17 protein-coding genes are annotated in these 21,462 nt (G+C 70.7%); 6 read left to right on the top strand and 11 right to left on the bottom strand.

What is annotated here, in order from left to right:
- Together BN1056_RS13525 and BN1056_RS13520 are read left to right on the top strand one after the other, a co-directional pair.
- On the top strand, positions 1 to 1,619 hold a 1,619-nt coding region (locus BN1056_RS13525; RefSeq protein ID WP_210582069.1), incomplete at its 5' end, for a transglutaminase-like domain-containing protein.
- Positions 1,616 to 2,875, top strand: coding sequence for an RDD family protein (locus tag BN1056_RS13520; RefSeq protein WP_210582067.1), 1,260 nt, complete (start codon positions 1,616 to 1,618; stop codon positions 2,873 to 2,875). The genes BN1056_RS13525 and BN1056_RS13520, both read left to right, overlap by 4 nt.
- Before the next feature lie 56 nt (positions 2,876 to 2,931).
- Here the strand turns inward: BN1056_RS13520 and BN1056_RS13515 are convergent, their stop codons facing one another.
- The 3 genes from BN1056_RS13515 to BN1056_RS14890 all read right to left on the bottom strand — a co-directional run bounded on the left by BN1056_RS13515 (position 2,932) and on the right by BN1056_RS14890 (position 6,577).
- Positions 2,932 to 4,407: a serine/threonine-protein kinase gene (locus BN1056_RS13515; RefSeq protein ID WP_210582065.1), complete on the bottom strand. Its 1,476-nt coding sequence runs from the start codon at positions 4,405 to 4,407 to the stop codon at positions 2,932 to 2,934.
- Positions 4,404 to 5,690, bottom strand: coding sequence for an FHA domain-containing protein (locus BN1056_RS13510; RefSeq protein ID WP_244671733.1), 1,287 nt, complete (start codon positions 5,688 to 5,690; stop codon positions 4,404 to 4,406). Before BN1056_RS13510 ends, BN1056_RS13515 begins: the two co-directional genes overlap by 4 nt.
- A 158-nt stretch (positions 5,691 to 5,848) precedes the next feature.
- The gene (locus tag BN1056_RS14890; RefSeq protein WP_244671732.1) at positions 5,849 to 6,577 is read right to left on the bottom strand and encodes an FHA domain-containing protein; all 729 of its coding nucleotides are present in this window, start codon (positions 6,575 to 6,577) and stop codon (positions 5,849 to 5,851) included.
- Positions 6,578 to 6,639: 62 nt separating this feature from the next.
- Between BN1056_RS14890 and BN1056_RS13500 the strand changes: the two genes are divergently transcribed.
- Entirely contained in the window at positions 6,640 to 7,224 is a 585-nt protein-coding gene (locus BN1056_RS13500; protein ID WP_210582063.1) for a hypothetical protein, read from the top strand.
- A 16-nt stretch (positions 7,225 to 7,240) separates the two neighbouring features.
- On the opposite strand, the gene BN1056_RS13495 is transcribed toward BN1056_RS13500, so the two are convergent.
- The 7 genes from BN1056_RS13495 to metG all read right to left on the bottom strand — a co-directional run bounded on the left by BN1056_RS13495 (position 7,241) and on the right by metG (position 15,923).
- A complete protein-coding gene (locus BN1056_RS13495) occupies positions 7,241 to 9,097 on the bottom strand; it encodes an ABC-F family ATP-binding cassette domain-containing protein (protein WP_210582060.1) in 1,857 nt (618 codons plus the stop codon).
- Positions 9,097 to 10,062 carry a 4-(cytidine 5'-diphospho)-2-C-methyl-D-erythritol kinase gene (locus BN1056_RS13490; protein ID WP_210582058.1) on the bottom strand — a complete coding sequence of 322 codons (966 nt, stop codon included), beginning with the start codon at positions 10,060 to 10,062 and terminating at the stop codon, positions 9,097 to 9,099. Before BN1056_RS13490 ends, BN1056_RS13495 begins: the two co-directional genes overlap by 1 nt.
- Positions 10,059 to 11,012, bottom strand: coding sequence for a 16S rRNA (adenine(1518)-N(6)/adenine(1519)-N(6))-dimethyltransferase RsmA (rsmA, locus tag BN1056_RS13485; RefSeq protein WP_210582056.1), 954 nt, complete (start codon positions 11,010 to 11,012; stop codon positions 10,059 to 10,061). Before rsmA ends, BN1056_RS13490 begins: the two co-directional genes overlap by 4 nt.
- A gap of 124 nt (positions 11,013 to 11,136) precedes the next feature.
- Positions 11,137 to 11,949 (bottom strand): resuscitation-promoting factor, encoded by an 813-nt coding sequence (locus tag BN1056_RS15000; RefSeq protein WP_210582054.1) that lies wholly within the window; start codon positions 11,947 to 11,949, stop codon positions 11,137 to 11,139.
- Positions 11,950 to 12,125: 176 nt separating this feature from the next.
- Complete coding sequence (locus BN1056_RS13475; RefSeq protein ID WP_210582052.1) at positions 12,126 to 13,064, bottom strand: G5 domain-containing protein; 939 nt, start codon at positions 13,062 to 13,064, stop codon at positions 12,126 to 12,128.
- 79 nt (positions 13,065 to 13,143) lie between these two features.
- Positions 13,144 to 14,076: a TatD family hydrolase gene (locus BN1056_RS13470; RefSeq protein ID WP_210582050.1), complete on the bottom strand. Its 933-nt coding sequence runs from the start codon at positions 14,074 to 14,076 to the stop codon at positions 13,144 to 13,146.
- Entirely contained in the window at positions 14,073 to 15,923 is a 1,851-nt protein-coding gene (metG, locus tag BN1056_RS13465; protein ID WP_210582047.1) for a methionine--tRNA ligase, read from the bottom strand. Before metG ends, BN1056_RS13470 begins: the two co-directional genes overlap by 4 nt.
- Positions 15,924 to 16,083: 160 nt before the next feature.
- Between metG and BN1056_RS13460 the strand changes: the two genes are divergently transcribed.
- Positions 16,084 to 16,815 (top strand): hypothetical protein, encoded by a 732-nt coding sequence (locus BN1056_RS13460; RefSeq protein ID WP_210582046.1) that lies wholly within the window; start codon positions 16,084 to 16,086, stop codon positions 16,813 to 16,815.
- Positions 16,816 to 16,934: 119 nt separating this feature from the next.
- On the top strand, positions 16,935 to 17,684 hold the full coding sequence (locus BN1056_RS13455; RefSeq protein ID WP_210582043.1) for a hypothetical protein: 750 nt from the start codon (positions 16,935 to 16,937) through the stop codon (positions 17,682 to 17,684).
- 22 nt (positions 17,685 to 17,706) lie between these two features.
- Here BN1056_RS13455 and rsmI read toward each other — a convergent pair whose 3' ends face one another.
- Positions 17,707 to 18,687: a 16S rRNA (cytidine(1402)-2'-O)-methyltransferase gene (rsmI, locus tag BN1056_RS13450; RefSeq protein ID WP_244671731.1), complete on the bottom strand. Its 981-nt coding sequence runs from the start codon at positions 18,685 to 18,687 to the stop codon at positions 17,707 to 17,709.
- A gap of 36 nt (positions 18,688 to 18,723) precedes the next feature.
- Here rsmI and BN1056_RS13445 point away from each other — a divergent pair, with 36 nt between their 5' ends.
- Complete coding sequence (locus BN1056_RS13445) at positions 18,724 to 20,643, top strand: dolichyl-phosphate-mannose--protein mannosyltransferase (protein WP_425306133.1); 1,920 nt, start codon at positions 18,724 to 18,726, stop codon at positions 20,641 to 20,643.
- The last annotated feature ends 819 nt before the right edge of the window (positions 20,644 to 21,462 follow it).

Raw genomic sequence — 21,462 nt, 5'->3', positions numbered from 1 at the left:
TCGCCATCGCCGCCCCCGCCGCGCCACACGCCCGCACGGTGTTGCGGGACCTGTTCGCCCCGCCGCTGGACCTCACCGAGTACGCCACCCCCCTGTCGCTGGTGCGCACGCTGGAGACGGAGATGGCCTCCACCAACCTCATGGAGGTCTCCGGTCTGCCCGAGGGCGCACGCATACGCATCGCCGCCCTGGACTCATACGACGGCCTGTCCGCGCGCATCGGCCAGGATGCCGGCACCGGCTCCCATTTCCAGCACGTCGGCAAGGGGACGCCGCTGGTGGCCACAGACGCCGCCTCCGCCGCAGACAATGCAGCGGGCGCGGTAAACACGGGAAACACAGCCGACGCCGTCACCGTCAACTTCACTCTGGACGGATACACCTACCCTTGGGTCCCCACCGTCGCCGACGCAGTGTCCATCGCCCCCTCCGGGGCTCGCGCCGATGCCATCGCGGACTCCCTGTTCTACGACTCCTTCTCCTCAACCGGGATTGTCACTGCCCGACTGGCCGCGGGCGACGTCCTGACCGAGAACATCGCGGTCCCGGACGCCCTCTCCGACTCGGACCTGTCCCGGCTGGCGCTCGCCGACGTCGAACTCGGCCCCGTCGAGGATGTTCCGGCGGCCGTCCAGGCGCTGGCCCACTCACTGGTCGGCTCCGAATCGGAGCCGCTCAACCAGATCCGCATCCTCCAGCAGGCACTGCGCACGGGCTACTACTCCGACGGCACCAAGAGCCCCTCCGCCCCGGGGCACGGCGCCGCCCGCCTGGCGGCCATGGTCACCGCCGACTCCCTGGTGGGCGACGACGAACAGTACGCGGTGCTGATGATGCTCATGTGCCGTTCGCTGGGGATCCCGGCGCGTGTAGTCATGGGCTTCGATCCGGCTATCGACGGCGACGCCTCCGACGTCACCGGACAAGACGTCAGTGCCTGGGTGGAGGTGCCCTTCGAGCAGGCCGGCTGGATCGGTTTCACCGTCACCCCCGAACGCGACCAGGTGCCCCAACAGCAGAACGCCCGCAAGGTGTCCAACCCCGAGCCGCAGGTGCTCCAGCCCCCGCTGCCCCAGCAGGACCCGGCCGAACTGCCGCCGGTCTACGACGATAATGACAACAACGGCTCGGAGGAGGACCACGTCACCGGCGTCCCCACCGCCGTGATCGTCACGGCGGCAGTGGTCGCGGGGATTGCGGCACTGCTGGCGGCCATACTCGCCGCAAAGGCGCTGCGCCGTAAACGGCGCCGCCGTCGGCAGGGAGTTGAACGCGCCCTGGGGGCGTGGGACGAGGTGGTCGACCGCGCCCGCGACTTCGGTAGGAGGGCGCCGGACGGCGTAACCCGCAGGGAGGCGGCCGCCGAGCTCTCCTCGGGGTTCCCTCAGGCGGAGCTTCACCGCTTCGCGCGGGCAATCGACGCTCAGGTATTCGCGGCGGGCGACCCGTCATCGTACGATTTGAACCAGATCTGGGAATCCGCCGACCTCATCATCCCGGTGATGGGGTCCGATCGACCCTGGTGGCGCCGCCTGCTGGCGCGCCTGTCACCGCGGTCGTTGTGGCGGCCCGCTGGGCGCAGAGCGCGGCCAAGCACTTCGAGGAGGACACACCTGTGACGGCCACTTCAGCATCGCATCGCGCCGAGGGTGTGCCGACACCGCCCCTGCCCGACCCGGCGCAGGCCCCCGTCACGCGCACCCCGCAGGCCCCCGCCACCACGCTCTCGCCCACCCATGCCGACGCCGCCCGCCCGGCACCCATCCGGGCGCGCGTGCTCGCGGGGCTGGTCGATCTGGCCGGGGGTACCCTGGCGGGCGCGGTGCTCACCACGCTCCTACACCTGATCGGGCTCGGTAGTTGGGTAATCGCGGCACTGCTGGCGGCTGTGATCGTACTGGCAGTGCGCGAGGTGGGCCTTGGGCGCACCGGCTGGAGCCCGGGCGGCCGCCTCATGGATGTGCGTGTGGTCAACGACCGCAACGGGCTTCCCCCGGGAGTCGGCGTGCTCCTTCACGCGGACCTCACCTTCATATGTGTGGCACCGACGCTTGGACTGGGCGCCATCGCGCTGCTGTACACGGCCGCCGCGGACCCGGAGGGCCGAGGTTGGCATGATCGGCTCACCGGCGTCAGGATGGTGAGCGTGAATCCACACACTCCTGACCATGTCCCCGCCTCGCAACCCGAGGCCGTCCCAACCTCTGGAGCCGGCGCACGCGGGCCCTTCTCAGAAGCGCGCTTCGCATTCATGCCATCCGGGGGCCCGATTACGCAGGTGCAGGACACCGTCGACAGCGCCAGGGCATCCTCCGTGCCGAACAGCCGGGCGGCGATCATCGACTCGGTGCCCTGGTCGGCCGTGCCCACCGCGTTGGACGCCACCACCGATGACGCCCCCACCGCCCCCTCCGGCATCGCCGTCGGCTCCGCCGGCCCCAGCACCCATGCCGCTGAGCCTGCGCGCTCCGAAACGCAACCGGCGCAGCCCAGCGGGGGCACGCGCCGCCGGAGACGTGCCTCGCACCGCAAGCCCGAACCCGAGACGGTGCGAATCAGGCTCGTGCCGGCGGACGGTGGCGCACCGATCACGCTGGTCTCCCCCACGGTGGTGGGCCGGGATCCGGACAACATTTCCGCCTACCCGCAGGCGGCATGCGTCATCCTGCCCGACGTCAACCGCTCCATCTCCAAGACGCATGCGGCCCTGGCCCCAGTCCCCGGAGGCCTATGGGTCACGGACCTGCACTCCACCAACGGCACCCGCGTAGAGCAGCAGGGCAGCGTCAGGCAGGTGCAGCCGGAGGTGCCGGCCCCCGCGCCGGTCGGCTCGGTCCTCATCCTCGGGCGGGCGTCCTTCCGCGTGGAGGACTAACGGCCGCCGCCGGCACCGCCGCGGCGCTTGTCCACCCGATCTTGCCAAGACCGCCGCTACTCGGCGCTTTGCGCGTGCCCTGCCGTTGTGCTCACACACAGTGAGGTAGGGGCGGAGGTTCGGCCATCGGCGCGCACGCTGTAGACCTCGATGCAGGTGCTGCCCGATCGGGCCGGCAAAGTGACCGTGGTTGCCTGCGTGGACTGCATGGCGGGGTCCTGCTCTCCGGCCAGGTCCTCGCGATACAGGAAGTTGCCGTCCCAGTCGTCCTCCGGCGCCTCCCAGGTGAACGTGACCGTTGCGCCGTCGTTGGAGAGATTGCCGACCAGGTTGCGGGGTGGCGTCACCGACGCTCCCAGCGGGTCGGCGCTGGCCGCCGGGGCAAGGGTCGCGAAGGTCGCGACGGGCCGACTGTTCTCCGCCATGCGTGAGCTGACCACGGCGGCAATAACCACCGCCACCGTGACGATCGCGGCGAGTATCCCTATCGACAGCCGCGAGCGCCGTGTTCCATCCCCCGGCTCGTCATCCGTCGCCTGGACGTCGACAACGGGAACCTGCGTCTCGGCCTCTGCGACGGGCTCGAACACGCCCAGGCGCGTGGCCTTGGGATCGTCGAACAGGACGTCGTCATCGTGGGCGGGTTCAGACTCGCCGGCCGCGTGGAACAGATCCACCGCGGTGATCGGCAGGCCCAGTTCGGCTTGAACCTGCTGCAGTGCTCGTGCAAATGCCAAAGCCGAGGGGTAGCGGCGGGCAGGGTCCTTGTCCATCGCCACGCTGAGCACCCGGTACAGGGACGGCGGCACATCCTGACGCCCCAGCGGCGGAAGCGGGTCTTTGATGATGCGCCGCGACAACTCGTAAACAGAGTCAGAGGCCTCGGGAATCTCAAACGGGCTGCGGCCCGTGAGCATCGCGTAGGCGGTTGCCGCCAGAGAATAGATGTCCGAGGCCGGATCAGCCAGGTGGGAGCCGACCAGCTGCTCGGGCGGCGCCCAGGGCACGCTCATGCCGCGCAACTCGTCACCTTCACTGCGCGGCCCGCTCATGGCGGAGATGCCGAAGTCGGACAGTACCGGCCGACGATAAGCGGTGAACAGGATGTTGGCGGGCTTGATGTCGCGGTGCACGATGCCGACGCGATGCGCGGACTCCACCGCCCCCGCGATCTGAATGGTGGTACTCAAGGCGTCGGCAACGCTCAGCGGGCCGCGGCGCAGCACCGTGCTCAACTGCGGCGGCGGGCAGTACTCCATCACCAGGAACGGGCGCCCGTCGTCGGCCGTGCCCGCAGCGTAGATGGACAGGATGGCCGGGTGCGAGGACACCTGCGCCATCAGGTTGGCCTCGGACTCGAAGCGGGAGACGGGGCCCAGAGCGACGCCGCAACTCATGACCTTGACGGCCACTTCACGCTGTGGCATGTGCTGTTCATACAGGTAAACCCGCGAGTAGCCCCCCGCCCCCAGGTCCCTCAGATAGGTGTATCCGGGGATCTCTGGAGGGGACTCCTCACGGTCATGAGTCACGGCAGGTCCTCCAGCAGCAGCGACTGGCCGTCGCCCAGGTCAAGGATGTCACCGCTGCGCAGCAGCACCGGCTCGGTGGGGGGCATCCGCATCGGGGAGGCGCCGTCGCGCCGCAGCACGGTGCCGTTGGCGGTGGACAGGCTACGAGCCAGCACGGACCACTCGTCGAGCTGGATGAGCAGATGGTTGCGGGAGATGACCTGCTCCGGGCTGGGCACCGTGATCAGTGCCGGCGTGGCGCCTCCCAGTTCACTGACTCCCTCCGGGGACGGCTCCCGGCCCACGAGCACCGGCTGGTCGAGCACGACCTCTCCTCCGGAGGAGACGCGCACCCGGCCGAGCGGCGGGCAGGGAATAATGCGCGCCGGCTGGGTCAGTTCGGCACCGCACTCGCGGCAGGTGACGTAGTTGGTGGGGTTGGCGTGCCCCGATGGGCACACCACCGACAGTGCCATACGGGTGCTCTCCGTTTCGGGCACCTCCGTGTGGGCCGTCGGCGACGGCGTGGCAGAGTCGGAGTCTGTCTGCGCCTGCTGGGCCGGCAGCATCCGACCGAGCTCGTCAACGAGATCCTCGGGCAGGTCTGCCACTGTCCAGCCGTCGTGATCGCCGGGGCGCTCCTGGCCTTCCATTGCCTGCTCGGGCTCCGAGGCGGCCTCCGAGTCGTGTCCCAGGTCAGAGGGCGAGTCTGCGGCAGAATCGTCCGTGGCACCCGCACCGGAGTCGGCCTCGGGCTGCGCCGCGTCGAGTTCGACCGTCTCCGGCTGGGTGTCGGACTCAGCGGCAGCGGCGTCCGCCTGCTCGCTCTCGGTGTTCTCCGCCGCGGAACCGGTGTCGGGCATGCACAGCTGGAGCCTGCCGGCACGCAATACGGCGTCGACGACGGGGCGCAGCACTGTCCCCGGCTGCCCGGGCACGGACAACGAGATACTGGGCTCGCCGGGCAGGGAGGCCTCCATCCAGGTGGCCACGTTGGCGGCGTCGAGGCGCTGCCCGTCGACCACCAGGGACGGAGTGCCGCGCAGGGCGAGGTGGGTACCCGAGTCCTCCAGCAGTACCAGTGCGAAGTCGGGGATGCGGGCGAGGTGCCCGCCGGTCCCCATCACGAGTCGATCGAGTATTGCGGTCAGGCCGCCCTCGGGGGATCGCAGCAGGCGCCACAGCTGAGTCACCAATTCCTCCGGCACTTCCGGCGGCAGCAGCAACACCCCTCGCGGCGTCACGGCTGCGCTCCAAGCACCTTCCGCCCACAGAGTCTCGCGTTCGTTGTTCGCGTTACTCACGTTATCTCCTTACAGCCGTTGTCCAGCGGGCTCGAGGCGATGGCTCACCTTTTGGGAAGTGTCTCACACGCAGCAACCCGAGCCAACCGCATTGACCGGCGGAACCCGTCACCGTCAACTACGCCTGTTGCCGAAGCTGGCACCCCGGCTGCAAGTCGTTACTGAATTGTGCATTCGGCATCGCCGAAGTAAACGCGCCGTCCACGTTCCACGGTCTGCGCCCGCCCCGGACTCAAGCGGTGAACTCCGTGGGCGTCCTCCGCATGCGTGCCGTTGGTCGAGTACAAGTCGGTTATGAGCACGCCGCCGCGCACCGGCTCCAGCAGCGCGTGAGTTTTGGAAACCGATGGGTCATCTTGAAAGTCCACCAATAGCCGGCTCGCCCTTCCCGGGAGCGGATCGGGAGCCCGCCCCACCACGGTCGGCTGTGTCACGGTGAACAGGCGCCCGTTCGCGGTCACCACCCGCACCAGTTCCGGGCTGCGTTCCTTATCGACCACGATCGTCCCGGCCATCCGGTCATACCAGGTGCGGTGCCAGCCGCCGGTATCCATGCTCACCACCATGGCAAGCGGGAGCACCCCGAATGTCGGCAGGGCCGCCAGCGTGAACAGCCAGGCGCGTTCGGCGGCAGCGCCCCCCGGAGGATCCGTGGGGCAGATCGCGCGCCGCAGCCGAATTGAGGCGAGTAGCTGCCCCGGGCTGGCACCTGTCAGCGCCTGCGCCAGGGTGATCAGCGCCGCCGTCAACAGGCCCGCGGCCAGCCGGCCTGCGGGCGGCAGCGGCGTCAGGATGCCGACCGCAGTGATAATCGCGATGTCGACGATGCCGCTGGCCACGCGCCGACGCCGGGAGGCTGGGATCGGTGAAGGAGCAGAGTCGGCCACCCACACAGCATAGGTCCTGCCGGATCCGATATATTGCGCAGGCCTGTTAAAGGAGTAGCACAATGCAGATCGCCGTCTCCCCGAACCTCGACCGCTGGGTCGTCATCCCCGAGTTCCCCCCGCCGGGGTGGGCACGCATGGAAGCGCAGACCCGCAGCCGCATGCTCGACATGACCGGCCCCCAGTGGCGCACGGCCTTTGCGAACCTGCTGGAGGAGCTGCGACACACCGAGCGGGATGTTTCCCTGGCGCGGCTGCTGCACGTCGGCGAGGGCGGGCATCAGATCTTCGCGGTCGACCTCAGCCTGGTAATCGCTCAGGACGACGGCACCAAGGAGGGGCGGCGGGCCACCCAGCGCGCGCTGATCGCCGACCTGCTTCCGCAGTCCGAACCGCAGCGGCTGCGCCCCACGCCGCAGACGGCCGGATTCCAGGCCGTGTCAACGGACACCGCCCCGGGCACAACCGCTCGCCCCAGCGCCATGGTCGTCCTGCGCATGGCGGGACTGCCGACCGTTCCGGTCGACCTGGTCATGCGCGCGTGGAAGGCCAGCCCGGAAGTGGTGGCCGGCGCGCTGGATGACATCGTCTCCCTCGGCCAGGCGGTAGCCCCCGTGGACGTGCTCAACGAGTCACCCGGCCAATGAGCTTCTAAGCAGCCGGTTAGTACTCGGCCGCTTCGGCGGCCTGGAGCCACTGGGCCTCCAGCTCCTCCCGCTCGGCCTCGGCCCGGGCGAGTTGCCGGCCTAGTTCGGTGAGCTGTTCCACGTCCACCTGCGCCGAGGCCTGCTCCATGTGCCGGTTCAGCTCGTCGATGCGGGCCGTCGTCTTCTCCAGGCGGCGCTCGACGCGGGCGAGTTCCTTGCGTGCGGCATGCAGCGCGGCGCCTCCGCGCGCGGAGGCCTCCGGGGCGGAATGGGACTGTCGGGCGGCCGCCTGCGCGGCGTCGGACGCCTCGCGGCGCAGTTGCAGGTACTGTTCCACTCCCCCGGGCAGGTCCCGGATGGTGCCGTCCCCGAGCAGGGCGACCTGGTGGTCGGTGACTCGCTCAAGCAGGTAGCGGTCGTGGGAGACGACCACGAGCGTGCCGGGGAAGGAGTCGAGTAGGTCCTCGATGGCGGCGAGCGTGTCGGTGTCCAGGTCGTTGGTGGGCTCGTCCAGCAGCAGCACGTTGGGCTCCCCCATCAGCAGCCGCAGCAACTGCAGGCGGCGCCGCTCCCCGCCGGAGATCTCCCCCACGCGCGTCCAGGCGCGCGAGCGGGTGAAGCCGAGCCGTTCCACCAGCTGCGCGGCCGTCAGCTCCTTGCCGCCGACCAGGGTGCGTTCCCCGACCATGGCGACGGCGTCGACCACGCGCATCTCGGCCAGCGGGTCGAGTTCGTGCGTGGTCTGCGTCAGGGTGGCGACGGCGACGGTCTGGCCGCGCACGACCCGCCCGTGGGTAGGGGCCAAGGCACCCTCCAGTAGCCGCAGCAGGGTGGTCTTGCCGGCGCCGTTGACGCCGACGACGCCGACGCGCTCGCCCGGTGCGAGTCGCCAGGTGACCCGGCGCAGCACCTCGCGCCGCCCGGTGGGGGCGGCGGGGTCGGGGTAGTCAACGCTGACGTCTTCCAGGTCGATGACCTTCTTGCCCAGCCGGGCGGTGGCCATGGCGGCGAGTTCCACGGTGTCGCGCGGCGGTGGCACGTCGGCGATGAGGGCCTCGGCGGCGTCGATGCGAAAGCGCGGCTTGGAGGTGCGGGCGGGAGCGCCGCGACGCAGCCAGGCCAGTTCCTTGCGCAGCAGGTTCTCGCGCTTGGCGGCGGCGGTCGCAGCCAGACGGGCGCGCTCGGCGCGAGCCAGCACGTAGGCGGCGTAACCGCCGTCGTAGGTCTCCACCCGCCCGGGGATCTGGGGGCGGTTGCCGCCGGGGTCCACGCCGGGGACGACTTCCCACACGTGGTTGCATACGGCGTCCAGGAACCAGCGGTCGTGGGTGACGGTGACCAGGGCGCCGGCGTCGCGGCGGCGCGAGAAGCGGGCGGACAGGTGGCGGGCGAGCCAGTCGACGCCCTCCACATCCAGGTGGTTGGTGGGCTCGTCGAGGATTACCAGGTCGGCGTCGGCGGTCAGGACGGCGGCCAGGGCGACGCGGCGGCGCTGCCCGCCGGACAGGGAGGAGACCGGGGCGTCCAGGTCGAGGTCGGCCAGTAGGCCGGCGTGGATGTCGCGCACCGCCGGGTCGGAGGCCCAGGCGTGCTCGGGGGCGGCGCCGTGCACGGCGGTGCGCACGGTGGCTTCCGGGGCGAACCGGTCGGACTGGGACAGCAGCGCGGCGCGGGCGTCTCCGGCGCGGGTGACGCGGCCGGAGTCGGGCTCGCGGGTGCCGGCCAGCAGGGCCAGCAGGGTGGACTTGCCGGCGCCGTTGGGGCCGAGCACGCCGATGCGGTCGCCGTCCTCAATGCCGAGGTTGACGTCGTCGAGCAGGATGCGGGGGCCGACGGTGGCGCGGACGGATTCGACGCCGAGCAGGTGCGCCATCAGCCCACCATCCGGGCGCCGGCGATGGGGGCGTCGGCGCGCAGGGCGGCGGCGACCAGGCCAGAGGCATTCAGGGCGTTGGCCACGGCGGCAGCGGTGGTCGGGTCGGGTGCCAGAGCGGCGATGGTCGGGCCGGAGCCGGAGACGATCGCGCGCAGGGCGCCGGCGGACTCGGCCAGGGCGATGACCTCGGCCAGCTGCGGGCGCAGGTCCAGGGCGGCGGGCTGTAGGTCGTTGTGCAGGGCGGCGGCCAGGGCGGCGGCGTCACCGTCGCGCAGCGCGGCGGTCAGCGCGGCGGGCACGTCGGCGGGGGCTGCGGCCGCGGGGGTGAGCTCGTCAAAGCGGCGGAAGACGGCGGGGGTGGACAGTCCCTGCGCGGAGGTGGCGAAAACCCAGTGGTAGCTGCCGCGGGCCAGCAGGGGGGTGAGCCGGTCGCCGCGGCCGTGTCCGACGGCGGTGGCGCCGTGCAGCGGGAAGGGCACGTCCGCGCCGAGTTCGGCGGCGAGCCCGGCCAGTTCGGCCTGGGTGAGCGCGGTGCCCCACAGGGCGTTGCAGGCGACCAGGGCGGCGGCGGCGTCGGCGGAGCCGCCGGCCATGCCGCCGGCAACGGGGACGCGCTTGCGCAGCAGCAGGTCGACGCCGTCACCTACGCCGGTGGTTTCGGCCAGCAGGGCTGCCGCGCGCACGGCCAGGTTGGTGGCGTCGGTGGGGACGGTGGGGTCGGGCTCGGCCAGGGTCAGGGTGATGGTGCCGCGCAGGTCGGCGGCCTGGCGGCGCGCGGTGACGGTCTCGATCAGCCGGACGGCCTGGAAGACGGTGGTCAGGGGGTGGTAGCCGTCGGGGCCGGGGGCGCCGGCGGACAGGAACAGGTTGACCTTGCCGGGCGCTTCCACGCGCACCTGCGTCAGCGATCCGGAGCGGGGCGGCTGCGGGACGGCCCCGGGGACGGCGTGCAGTGGGTTCATGTCTGGTTCCTATCCGGTTGCGTGGATGCCGGGGCGACGGCGCCGCCCGGGGTGGCGGGCAGGTCGCCGGCTTCGGCCAGGGCCTGGGTCAGGGCGGCGAAGGCGGTTACGTCCAGGCTCTCGCCGCGGGCGCCGGGGTCGATGCCGGCGGCGCGGGCGGCCGCCTCCACGGCCGCGGGCGAGCCGGCGAGTGGGGTCAGCGCCCGGCGCAGGGTTTTGCGGCGCTGGGCGAAGGCGGCGTCGACGACGGCGAATACCTGCTCGCGGGTGGCGGCGGTGGCCGGGGGCTCGCGGCGGGTGAGGGTGACAACGGCGGAGTCGACGTTGGGGACGGGCCAGAAGACGGTGCGGCCGACCCGGGCGTCGCGGCGCACCTCGCCGTACCAGGCGGCTTTGACACTGGGCACCCCGTAGGTGCGCGATCCGGGGGCGGCGGCGAGCCGGTCGGCGACCTCCGCCTGCACCATGATGGTGGCGGTGCGCAGGCTGGGCAGGGCGGCGAGCACGTTGAGTAGTACGGGCACGGCCACGTTGTAGGGCAGGTTGGCGACCAGCCGCGTGGGTGGCGGGGCCGGCAGTGATTGCGGCCCGGTTATGGTCAGGGCGTCGGCGGTCAGCACCGCCAGGCGGTCTGCGGCGTCGGGCAGGCGGTCGGCCACGGTGACCGGCAGGGCGCGGGCCAGCACGGGGTCGATCTCTACGGCGATGACACGGGCTCCGGCCTGAAGCAGGGCGAGGGTCAGGGAGCCCAGCCCGGGGCCGACCTCGAGTACGGTCTCGCCGGGGGCGACGCCGGACAGGCGCACTATGCGGCGGACGGTGCCGGCGTCGTGGACGAAGTTCTGCCCGCGCGTCTTGGAGGGGCGCAGGTCCAGGGCGCGGGCGAGGCGGCGGATGTCGGCGGGGCCGAGGAGGCCGGGGGCGCTGTCGCGGGCGTCGGATTGGGGCACGCGCCCAGCCTATGCCAGGCGCGGTGGTCGAGCCGCCGCGAGCCCAATTGGGCGGCGCGGTGATGGGGCGGCCGGACCTGGTGGGCAGGCACCGCTGTTGCCGGGGCCGCGCCCGCCCGGATGGTCAGAGCAGGCCGAGCTGGGCGGCGCAGCCGGGCCACTGGCCCCAGCCGGACTGGGCCTGGAGCTTCTTGGCCATGGCGGTCTGGGTGGCGGCGTCGGCCTCGTGTGGGTAGCCGGTACCGCCGAGCGCCCGCCAGGTGGACAGAGAGAACTGGTACAGCCCGTAGAAGCCGTTGCCGGTGTTGGTGGCCGGGTTACCGCCGGACTCGCACTGGGCCAGGGCCGCCCACACCGAGTCGTCGGCGGCCGAGGCGCTGCCGGAGGTCGAGCTGCTCGAGCCGGACGCCGTGGAACCAGAGGAACTGGCGGAGTCGGAAGCAGCGGCGGAGGCGTCCGCGGTTTCGGTGGTGGTGGAGCCGGTGCCGACCAGCACCACCTCGTCGACCCGCTCGCTGACCACCACGCGGGAGACCACCTCACGCGAGGTCTCCTGACCGTCCACGCTGGTGACCTGGTAGACCACTCGGGTGACTCCGTTCACACCCGCGGTCTGCACCTCGGTCTCACCCTCGGGAAGAGCATCCGTCTCCTGCTCCACCCGCTTGAACTCGTCGACCTCGTCCTCGGATACCGAGGAGACCTCGGCGGCGTCACCGCCCGCAACCAGAACGTCGGCGGAGTCGGCGCCGGCGGCGATGTCTGCGCTCGCCGCCGAGGCGACCACCGCGGTTTCGGGGAGCACCTCGGCGTCACCACCCGGGGCGGTGGCCTGGACCGCGGCGTAGGCACCGCCCGAGATGGACAGGGCCAGGGCCGCAGCCACACCTCCGGCGCGGAACAGGCCGGGCTTGTGCAGAGCTTTGACGGAAGTCATGGGGTCCTTTCCTCGGTTGCGGCCGCCACCGATCAGTGAAACCGGCGTCGACTGGTCTTCACGCTAACGAAGCCCGCGAGACCGGACAATGACATAGGTCACGATTCAGCAACCAAGGTCGATCGGCGTTACCCACCGAAGTCTGTCGCAACGGCGACCGCGGCAGATCAGGCAGATCAGTACCAGCCGGTGGACTCGGAGTGCGCCCAGGCGGAGCAGGGGGTGCCGTAGCGCCCGGAGATGTAGCCCAGGCCCCACTTGATCTGGGTGGTGGGGTTGGTGGCCCAGTCGGAGGCCACCGAGCTCATCTTGGAGCCGGGCAGGGCCTGGGGAATGCCATAGGCGCCGGAGGATGCGTTTTGGGCCTGGTAGTTCCAGCCGGACTCGCGGTTCCACAGGCTGACCAGGCAGCTGAACTGGGAGTCGTCCCAGCCGTAGGAGGACATCATCGACTGGGCGATCGACTGGGCGGAGGCGGCGGTGGTGCCGTCGCCGGAAGCCGTGACGGTGGTTGTCGTGGATTCGGTGTCGGCGTCCTCGCCACTGGTGTCTGCAGCCGCGCCGGTGCCGACCAGCACCACCTCGTCGACCCGCTCGCTGACGACCACGCGGGAGACCACCTCGCGTGAGACCTCCTGGCCGTCGACGCTCGTTACGCGATAGACCACCCGAGTGACGCCGTCAACGCCCTCGGTCTGTACCTCGGTCTCCCCCTCGGGCAGAGCATCCGTCTCCTGCTCCACCTGCTCGAACTCATCGGTCTCGTCCTCAGAAACCGCGGTCACCTCGGCCACGTCGCCGCCCACAACGAGGGCATCGGCGGCGTCCTCGCCGGAGACGGCAAGGGCCTGCATACGCGCCTGAGACTCCGTGAGGGGGGCAACCCCCGAGTCACCGAACTGCGTGGCCGCGTAGGCGCCACCGGAAACCGCCAGGGACAGGGTGGCGGCCACCCCTCCCGCCCGGTACATGGCCGGCGAGATCGAGGTCTTCGCGGGGCCGTCGGCGCGACGGCGGCCATGTGCGTCGGAGGTTTTGGTGAGGCTCTTTGAGGCCAGTGCCCCAAGCTCAACCAGCGTTGTGCTTAAGGAGCTGCTCTGGGAGTGACGACCCACTGGGATTCTTCCTAACGGTTGACAACTGCCGATCACGCTAACCGACTACTGATGGCTCAGCAACACAAACTGACACATTTCACACCCATGTGCCGTAGACCTGAGCGGTGTTGCGGGCCAGCACGGCGGCCATTTTCGCCTCGTCGTATCCGCGCAACTGTGCGAGAAAACGTACGGTGTCCGGCATCAGGTAGGAGCCGTTGGGGCGGCCGCGCCAGCGCTTCGGCGGCAAGTAGGGCGCGTCGGTCTCAATCAGCAGCAGCTCCTCGGGCACGGCCGCGACGGCGGAGCGCAGCTCCTCGTTGGCCGGGTAGGTGATGGGGCCGGCGACGGAGGCGTACCAGCCGTGCTCGGCGCAGGCCTCGGCCAGGGCCGTTCCCCCGCTGAAGCAGTGGAAGACGGTCCGCTCGGGGGCGCCGTCGGCCTCCAGAATCTCGATGCAGTCGGCGTGGGCGTCGCGGTCGTGGATCTGCAGCGGCAGGTCGAGCTGCTTGGCCAGGGCGATGTGGTCGCGGAAGGCCTCACGCTGGACGGCGGCGCCGCGCGGACCGGTGCGGAAGAGGTCCATGCCGGTCTCCCCGACGGCGACGACGACGTCCCGGCTGCCGCGCACCTGCGCCTCCAGGCGGCTGACGGCCTCGTCCAGGGGCTCGTCATGGTGGGACAGGTGCACGGGCTCCAGGCCGTCGGGGCCGATCTCCCGCACCCCGGCGTGGGCGACGGCCTCGTTGGGGTGGATGGCCAGGGCGACCCGTACGCCGGGAAGCTCGCGCGCCAGGGCGAGGCTCGGCGCCCAGGCGGTGGTCTCCGCGGCGGAGGTAATGAGAGCGGTCACTCCAACCGCGGCTGCCCGGGCAACCAGTTCGGCGGCGTCCAGCGGCGCGTCGGCGCCGGGCCCGACGGCTACCTCTCCGGGAACCGGCAGGTGGGTGTGATTGTCGGTGACGGGCGCCGCCAGAGGGGCGACGGCGTCGGCGGGCGGCCAGGAGCGGTCGCGGTGCTTACGGCTCATGCGCCGGTGACGTCGTCGGGCTGGGAGTCGGCGTAGCGGGCCAGCTCCTCCTCCACGATGGCCTCGTCGAGCTTGACGAACACGGGCCTCGGCTTGGCGATGGGCGTGCCGACCACCACGGGGTGACGCTCCCACGTGGGCACGCCACTGTAGTCGCCGGTGATGATCGGGTAGCCGGTGCGGCCGGCGAAGGCCTCGGGCAGCACCTGCGGGTCGAGCTCGTCCACCTCCTCGATCCGGGGCATCGGGGCGAGGTCGCCGTCGCCGCCCATGACGCGGTCGACGTCGTTGGCGGCATGCGGCAGGAACGGGGAGAGCATGAGGTTCAGGTCGGTCACCACCTGGGCGAGGGTGTGCAGCACGGTGGCCAGGCGTTGATGGGCGGGGCTGCCCGCCTCACCCTTGAGTTTGAAGGGCTCGGTGTCGGCGATGTACTTGTTGGCCTCGCCAACCAGCCGCATGGCCTCCGCGAGCGCGGCCTTCTGCCGGTGGTGGCGGATCAGGTCACCGACCGTGGCGAAGCCGGCGTCGACGGCGTCCAGCAGGGCCCGGTCCACGTCCTCCAGCTCGCCCGGGGCGGGGATGGCGCCGAAGCGCTTGTGGATCATGGCGGCGGTGCGGTTGACCAGGTTGCCCCAGCCGGCCACCAGCTCGCCGTTGGTGCGGCGCACGAACTCCGCCCAGGTGAAGTCGGCGTCGGCGGTCTCCGGGCCGGCGGCGCAGATGAAGTAGCGCAGGGCGTCGGCCTGGTAGCGGGCCAGGAAGTCGCGCACGTAGATGACGATGCCGTGGGAGGAGGAGAACTTGCGGCCCTCCATGGTCAGGAACTCGCTGGAGACGACCTCGGTGGGCAGGTTCAGCACGCCCATGTCACCGCTCTCGCCGCCGCGCTGGCCCTGGCCGTTGTAGCCGAGCAGCTCGGCGGGCCAGATCTGGGAGTGGAAGACGATGTTGTCCTTGCCCATGAAGTAGTAGGACAGGGCCTGCGGGTCGTTCCACCACTGGCGCCAGGCCTCGGGGTCGCCGCTGCGACGGGCCCACTCGATGGAGGCGGACAGGTAGCCGATGACGGCGTCGAACCACACGTACAGGCGCTTGTTCGGCTGGTCCTCCCAACCGGGGATGGGGATGCCCCAGTCGATGTCGCGGGTCATGGCGCGCGGGCGGATCTCCGCCAGGATGTTCTTGGAGAAGCGGATGACGTTGGGACGCCAGGCGCCGGAGGCCTCCCGCTCGTCCAGCCAGGCGCCGAGCGCATCGGCCAGGGCGGGCAGGTCCAGGAACCAGTGAGTGGACTCGACGAACTCGGGAGTCTCCCCGTTGATGCGGGAGTGGGGGTCGATCAGGTCGGTGGGGTCGAGCTGGTTGCCGCAGGTGTCGCACTGGTCGCCGCGGGCGCCGGCGGCGCCGCAGATCGGGCAGGTGCCCTCGATGTAGCGGTCGGGCAGGGTACGGCCGGTGGAGGGGGAGATAGCGGAGCGGGTGACCTGCTCGACCATGTAGCCGTTGTCGCGCACGGTGCGGAACATGTCCTGCACCACCCGGTAGTGGTTGCCGGCGGTGGTGCGGGTGAACAGGTCGTAGGACAGGCCGAGCGCCACCAGGTCCTCGACGATGAGCCGGTTGTTGCGGTCGGCCAACTCGCGCGGGCTGATTCCCTCCTCGTCGGCGGCCACCAGGATCGGGGTGCCGTGCTCGTCGGTTCCGGACACCATGAGGACGTCGTGGCCGGCCATGCGCATGTAGCGGGAGAAGACGTCGGAGGGGACGCCGAAGCCGGCGACGTGTCCGATGTGGCGGGGACCGTTGGCGTAGGGCCAGGCGACGGCGGAGAGGATACGGCTCATGGGGGCAGCCTATCCGTTCCCGCGACCGGGCACGGCCTCGGCAAGGCCAGCCGCTGGCGCGCTCACCGCTCCTACCGGTCCTCGCGCCCGAGCGCATAGGGTGAGGACGAGAGCGCGAGGAACCAACGACCTCGCCGCCTTACGGTCGCGAAGGAGTCCCATGTCCTATCCCCCGAGTTCCACCTCTTCCTATGCGGACACGCCCCACGGGCCGGGCACCGGACAGCAGGACCCCGCTCAAGCGCCCTACGGACCAGGCCCCGGCGGCGCGCAGTACGCCCCCGGCCGAACGCCTTACGGGCCCGGCCCCTACGTCCAAGCGGCGCCGTCGCCCGCACCGGCCCCCAAGGGGCGCAAGGGTCCGCTGATTCTGTTGCTCTCCGGGGTGGCCCTGTGTGTGGTCGCCGGCATTGCCATCATCATCGTGGCGGTCTCGGCCACGCGCACCGCAGGCGAGCTGCAGCCGATTGTCGCCAACGGGACCACCACCGTTCGCCTCGAGGCCGGGGAGGTGTACGGGCTGTACGGCAATGGGTCCTCGGGCTGCACCGTGGCCGGCGCCGACGGTACGGAGTTGGAGGTGACCAAGCCGTCGTCGAGTATTACCGTCAATGACCGGCGACTGTTCGGTGTGATTGCGCCCGCCTCCTCCGGCGACCACGCCATCACATGCAGCACTTTGCTGGCGAGCGAGGACGTGTACTTCGGTCCGCTGATCGGCGCCCAGGACATCGGGCGCGCGGTATTCGGGGTCCTCGCCGCCGCCGGCCTTCTGGTGCTGGGCGTCCCCCTGACGATCGGCGGCATCATCTGGCTCGTCGTGCGCAATTCACACAACAGGCGAGCTCTACAGGCGCAGGCTGCATATCCCACCGCAGGCACCGGATTGTGAAGAGCGGCTAAGGGGACAGCGTTGCCCCGTGAAGTCACGTAAAGTCACGGTTGAATCTCGAGGGAGCCGGCGGCGGGCCGCTGGCGGGAAGTAACCGGCAGAAAGTAGAGGTGCAGGCGATGGCCGTGTGGAATCAGCCCGGTCCGGGCGTCAATGGGCCACCGCGGCGCCCGCGAGGCGTGGACGCCGACGGCCTGCCCTCGCTGAAGGTGCCGCGCGCCGTCACCTTCGGGGGCGCGGCAGCGCTGCTAGTGGCGGTCGTGCTGTTCGCCGCCGCGGTGGCGATTGCCCCGCGCGTGCACGAGGAGGACGCCGTCGAGATCGACCAGGGTGGGCAGTCGACGGCGCTGTCCCTGCTTGAGGACACCGAGTACGGCTTCTTCTCCGCCGACGCCAACGCCGCCTGCACGGTCTTCGACCCGGCAGGCACGGCATTGGACGTCTATCCGCTGGATCACGACAACAGCGAACCGCCGCAGGTGCTTGGCTTCCGGTCGACCGACGCCGGCACCTACGCGGTCACCTGCACCGGGGCAAGCGCCATCATCATCAACCAGGCGAACGTGTCCCCGGAGTGGAGCCGCAGCCTGCGGATGGTGGTCGCCTCGATGCCATTCGCAGTGGCGGGTCTGGTCGGCACCGTTGTCGGCGCGATCTGGCTGGTGGCGCGCCGACGTCGTCGCACGCGCGCCATGATGAACCGACTGTTCCCCTATCCGCCGGTGGGAGCGCCCGTGGTTCCGGTTCCACCGCCGTCGAGCCCGCGGCCCGGAACCCCCGTCGCGCCGCCGACGGTCGGTTATGGCCTGGCCCCGCAGCAGGTGGTCTACCGGCCGCTGCCCCCGCCCGACGGCGGCCAGGGCGTCTAGCCCTCTTCCGGGCGCCGGCGCTTCAGGCGTCGTCGGCGTCGCGCCGGGCAAGCGCCGCCCGATACACCTCATTGGGGCGGGCGCCGGCCCTCGGGGCGACCTCGGCGGCGGCAGCCTTCAGCCGCATGCCGGAGTCGGCCAGGGCGAGTGCCTCGGCGGCAGCCTGCTGTAGGTCCACCACCCGGGCGGGGGCACCGGCGACCACCAACACCACCTCCCCCAGCACTCCGTCGGCCGTGGCGTCCGCGAGTTCCCCCAGGGTTGCGCGCTGTACCTCCTCGTGCGTCTTGGTCAGTTCCCGACACAGCGCGGCGCGCCGGTCCGCGCCGAGGGCCTGGACCATGGCGCGCAGGGTCTCATGGGTGCGCCGGGGCGATTCCAGGAACACCATGGTGCGCGGCTCATCCGCTAGTGCCGCCAGGGCGCGGGCGCGCTCCCCCGACTTGCGTGGGAGAAACCCCTCGAAGGTGAAGCGGTCGGTGGCCAGCCCGGAGAGCACCAGGGCGGTGAGCACGGCGGAGGGCCCGGGCGCGACGGTAACCGGGACGTCGGCGTCGACGGCGGCCCCCACCAGCCGGTAGCCGGGGTCCGAGATGCCCGGCATGCCGGCGTCGGAGACGACCAAGACGGCGCTGCCCGCACGTGCGGCCGCAAGCAGTTCGGGGGCCCGGGAGGCCTCGTTGTGCTCATGGAAGGCCACCACGCGGCCGCCCACGCTCACCCCCAGGCGGCGGGCCAGGGCGAACAGGCGGCGGGTGTCCTCCGCGGCGATGAGGTCGGCACGCTCCAGGGCCCGACGCAGGCGCGGGGAGGCGTCGGCGACGTTCCCAATCGGGGTCGCTGCCAGGGTGATCGTTCCCGGACGCGGGGCGGCGTCCACCGACGCCACAGGCGGCGCGGCATCCTCCGGCACCACCGGCCGTGTTTCTGCCGTCCGGTCGGCCTCGGCAGCCGGTGCGCCGCCGACGTCCGCGGGCGTGGCGCCACTCATGTCGTTATTCATGGGTTCAGTATGACGGGCCGCCTTAGACTCGCAGGCGTGACTTCACCCTGTGCTGCTTCACCGGATGGCGCCGACGCGTCCCCAACTCCAGGAGCCCATCCCTGCGATGACCCCCTGCACGCGGCAGCTGCCGCGACTGCCGTCGTCGAGACCGACAGCGCCTCCAAGACCGACACCAACGCCGGTAAGCCCGGCGAGACCGAGACTCCACGCAGCGAGAACCAGCTGCGGTCTCTACTGGGACTGGAACCGCTGGGTACCGAACTGCCGCGGCAGGTGCGAATCAACGGCTGGGTCGCCACCGCGTTGGCCGGACTGGTGGCGGCGCTGACGCGGCTGATTGGCCTGAGCCACCCGCATGAGCTCATGTTTGACGAGATCTACTACGTCAAGGACGGCTACGCACTGTGGCAGAACGGCTACGAGTCCAAGTGGGGCGACGGCGCCGATGAACTGTTCGCGCAGGGAGACTTCTCGGCGCTGACAACCGACCCCGGTTATGTGGTGCATCCGCAGTTGGGCAAGTGGCTGATCGGTCTGGGTATGCAGATCTTCGGCGCGGATTCTTCTTTCGGATGGCGGGTCATGCCGGCGTTGGCGGGCGTTTTGACGGTGATCGTGCTCGCGCGGCTCACGTTGCGGCTGACCCGCTCGCCGTTGCTAGCCGGCCTGGCCGGGGTATTGCTGGCGATCGACGGCGTAGGGATCACCGAGTCACGAATCGGGCTGTTGGACGGGTTCATCGGCCTGTTCGCGACGGTCGCGCTTTACTGCCTCGTGCGCGACCGGGAATGGTCCCGGGCGCGTCTGGCGGCCGACTTCGCGGGCGTGCCCATCGCTGCGGAGGGGCCTGCGCCCCTGGCACCGAGGGCACACCTGCGCCCGTGGCTGATTGCGGCGGGCATCGCCGCCGGGCTGACCTGTTCGGTGAAGTGGTCCGGCGCCTACCTGCTGGCTGCCATCGGCATTCTTGTGGTCGTCTGGGATACGTTGGCGCTGCGCCGGGTCGGAGCGCGCGCCTGGTTCCTCGAGGGGACCGTTGCGCGCGGCGTGGGCGACTTCATTCGCCTGGTGCCGGTGGCCTTCATCGTCTACCTGGGGGCCGGCTGGGGTTCGTGGTTCTTGCACGACGGCGCCTACTACCGCGGCTGGGCGGCGGCGCAGCGCGCGGAGACCGGCACGGTGGCGCGCTCCTGGCTACCGGACTCCCTCAACGACCTGCTCGAGTACCACCTGTCGATGTACAACTTCCACGTTGGCCTGGACACCGAGCATCCCTACATGTCGAAGCCGATCGGCTGGCTGGTGCAGTGGCGACCGACGTCGTTGTACTGGAAGGGCTCTGAGGAGCTGGGCGGCGCCGACTGCGGCTCGGGCCGCTGCATCCAGGCCATCACCTCGATCGGCAACATACCCATCTGGTGGGCGGCCGTGCTGGCACTGGTCTTCGTGGTCGTGGTACTTGCAATCGGCCGCCGCGACTGGCGCGTTTGGGTGCCGCTGATCGGGTACATCGGCCTTTACCTGCCGTGGTTCGTCTACTCCAACCGGACCATCTTCACCTTCTACACGGTGGCATTCGTACCATGCGTGGTGCTGGTGCTGGTGTTGGCACTGGGCGCAGTGTCCGGCATGCTCACGCCCGTGCCCGGGTCGGCAGCCGAGCGCGAGGAGGCGCGCCTGCTCGAAGAGGGACTCGTTGGGCCGGAGCTCCCCTATCCACGTGGCGCCGTGGCCGCATATTTCGGTTTCGGCATGCGTGCGACGCGCACCCGCCTTCCCGAGGCCTGGACGGGCGTACCGCATTGGCGCCTGCGCGGGGAGGGACTGGCACTGATGGCCGGGGTGATTGTGCTCGCGGCGGCGTTCGCGGCGGCGTGGTGGCCGATTTGGACCGGCCAGACCGTGTCCTACACATTCTGGCACTGGCACATGTGGCTGAGTTCCTGGGTCTAGGGCCGCCATCCACGGGGTAGCCTCTGTCTTGTCCCCTGGTATGGAGCTATGGGGCATTCCGCTGCGCGCGGCTGTGGTGGGGCGCTTCCCGGGCCAGCGGGCCCAGCACCCCATGTGGTACGTGCGGCTGAGCTCTCGGCCGCACGGTAGGGTCCGCCGGAGTCCGCGGTCCGCGGGCCCTGCCCCGGGCGCCTCCTGCTGGAGCGATCCAAACCGACGCCGGGGGCCAACCGTGGGCCCTACCCGGGGCGCCACCTGAGTCATGACGGTTCAGTACCCACAAGTCATGCTATGCCGGCTGGCGCCCGGGAGCTGGGGGCGTCTGTTACGCCACTTCACCGTCTACTACGCCGGTTGACGGTCTGCTGTATACCTCGGAGCCCTTCAACAGACGCCCAAGTGGCGTAGTAGACCGCTAACAGGCGTAGTAGTCGAACACCCCGTTGCCGAGCACACGGCCAAGGGGCCCCTCGGTGAGTACGTGCCCGGCTGAGGTTCGCGGCTCGAGCCAGTACGGGCATGCCTGCGAAGGTTGCACCGCCTCACCGTTGCCGTGTTGCCCTGATCGTGTTTCCGGGAATCAAGCGCGGATAACAGTGATCGCGCACGGCCCCTGGGCCCTTGGCTGTGGTGTCTACCCGCTCGTATTTCCGTGCGTGCGACCTGTGTGGGCTCGTGGTTTGTGGGGTGGTGCGGCTGCTTTGCCGCGGTGGTGCCTGGTGTTGGGCTGGCTGCGTGTGTGCCCCGTGGTGTGTGGTGTGTGCTGCCGTGCGCGTTGGGGGGTGTGTGGGTGTGGTTGTGGGGTGTGGGTTCGTGAGC

It is taken from the genome of Actinomyces succiniciruminis (genome assembly GCF_900002405.1).
In the GTDB taxonomy this organism is placed as follows: Bacteria; Actinomycetota; Actinomycetes; order Actinomycetales; family Actinomycetaceae; genus Actinomyces; species Actinomyces succiniciruminis.
The sequence above is the reverse complement of the archived record's forward strand: the minus strand, read 5'-3'. Positions and strand labels throughout refer to the sequence as shown.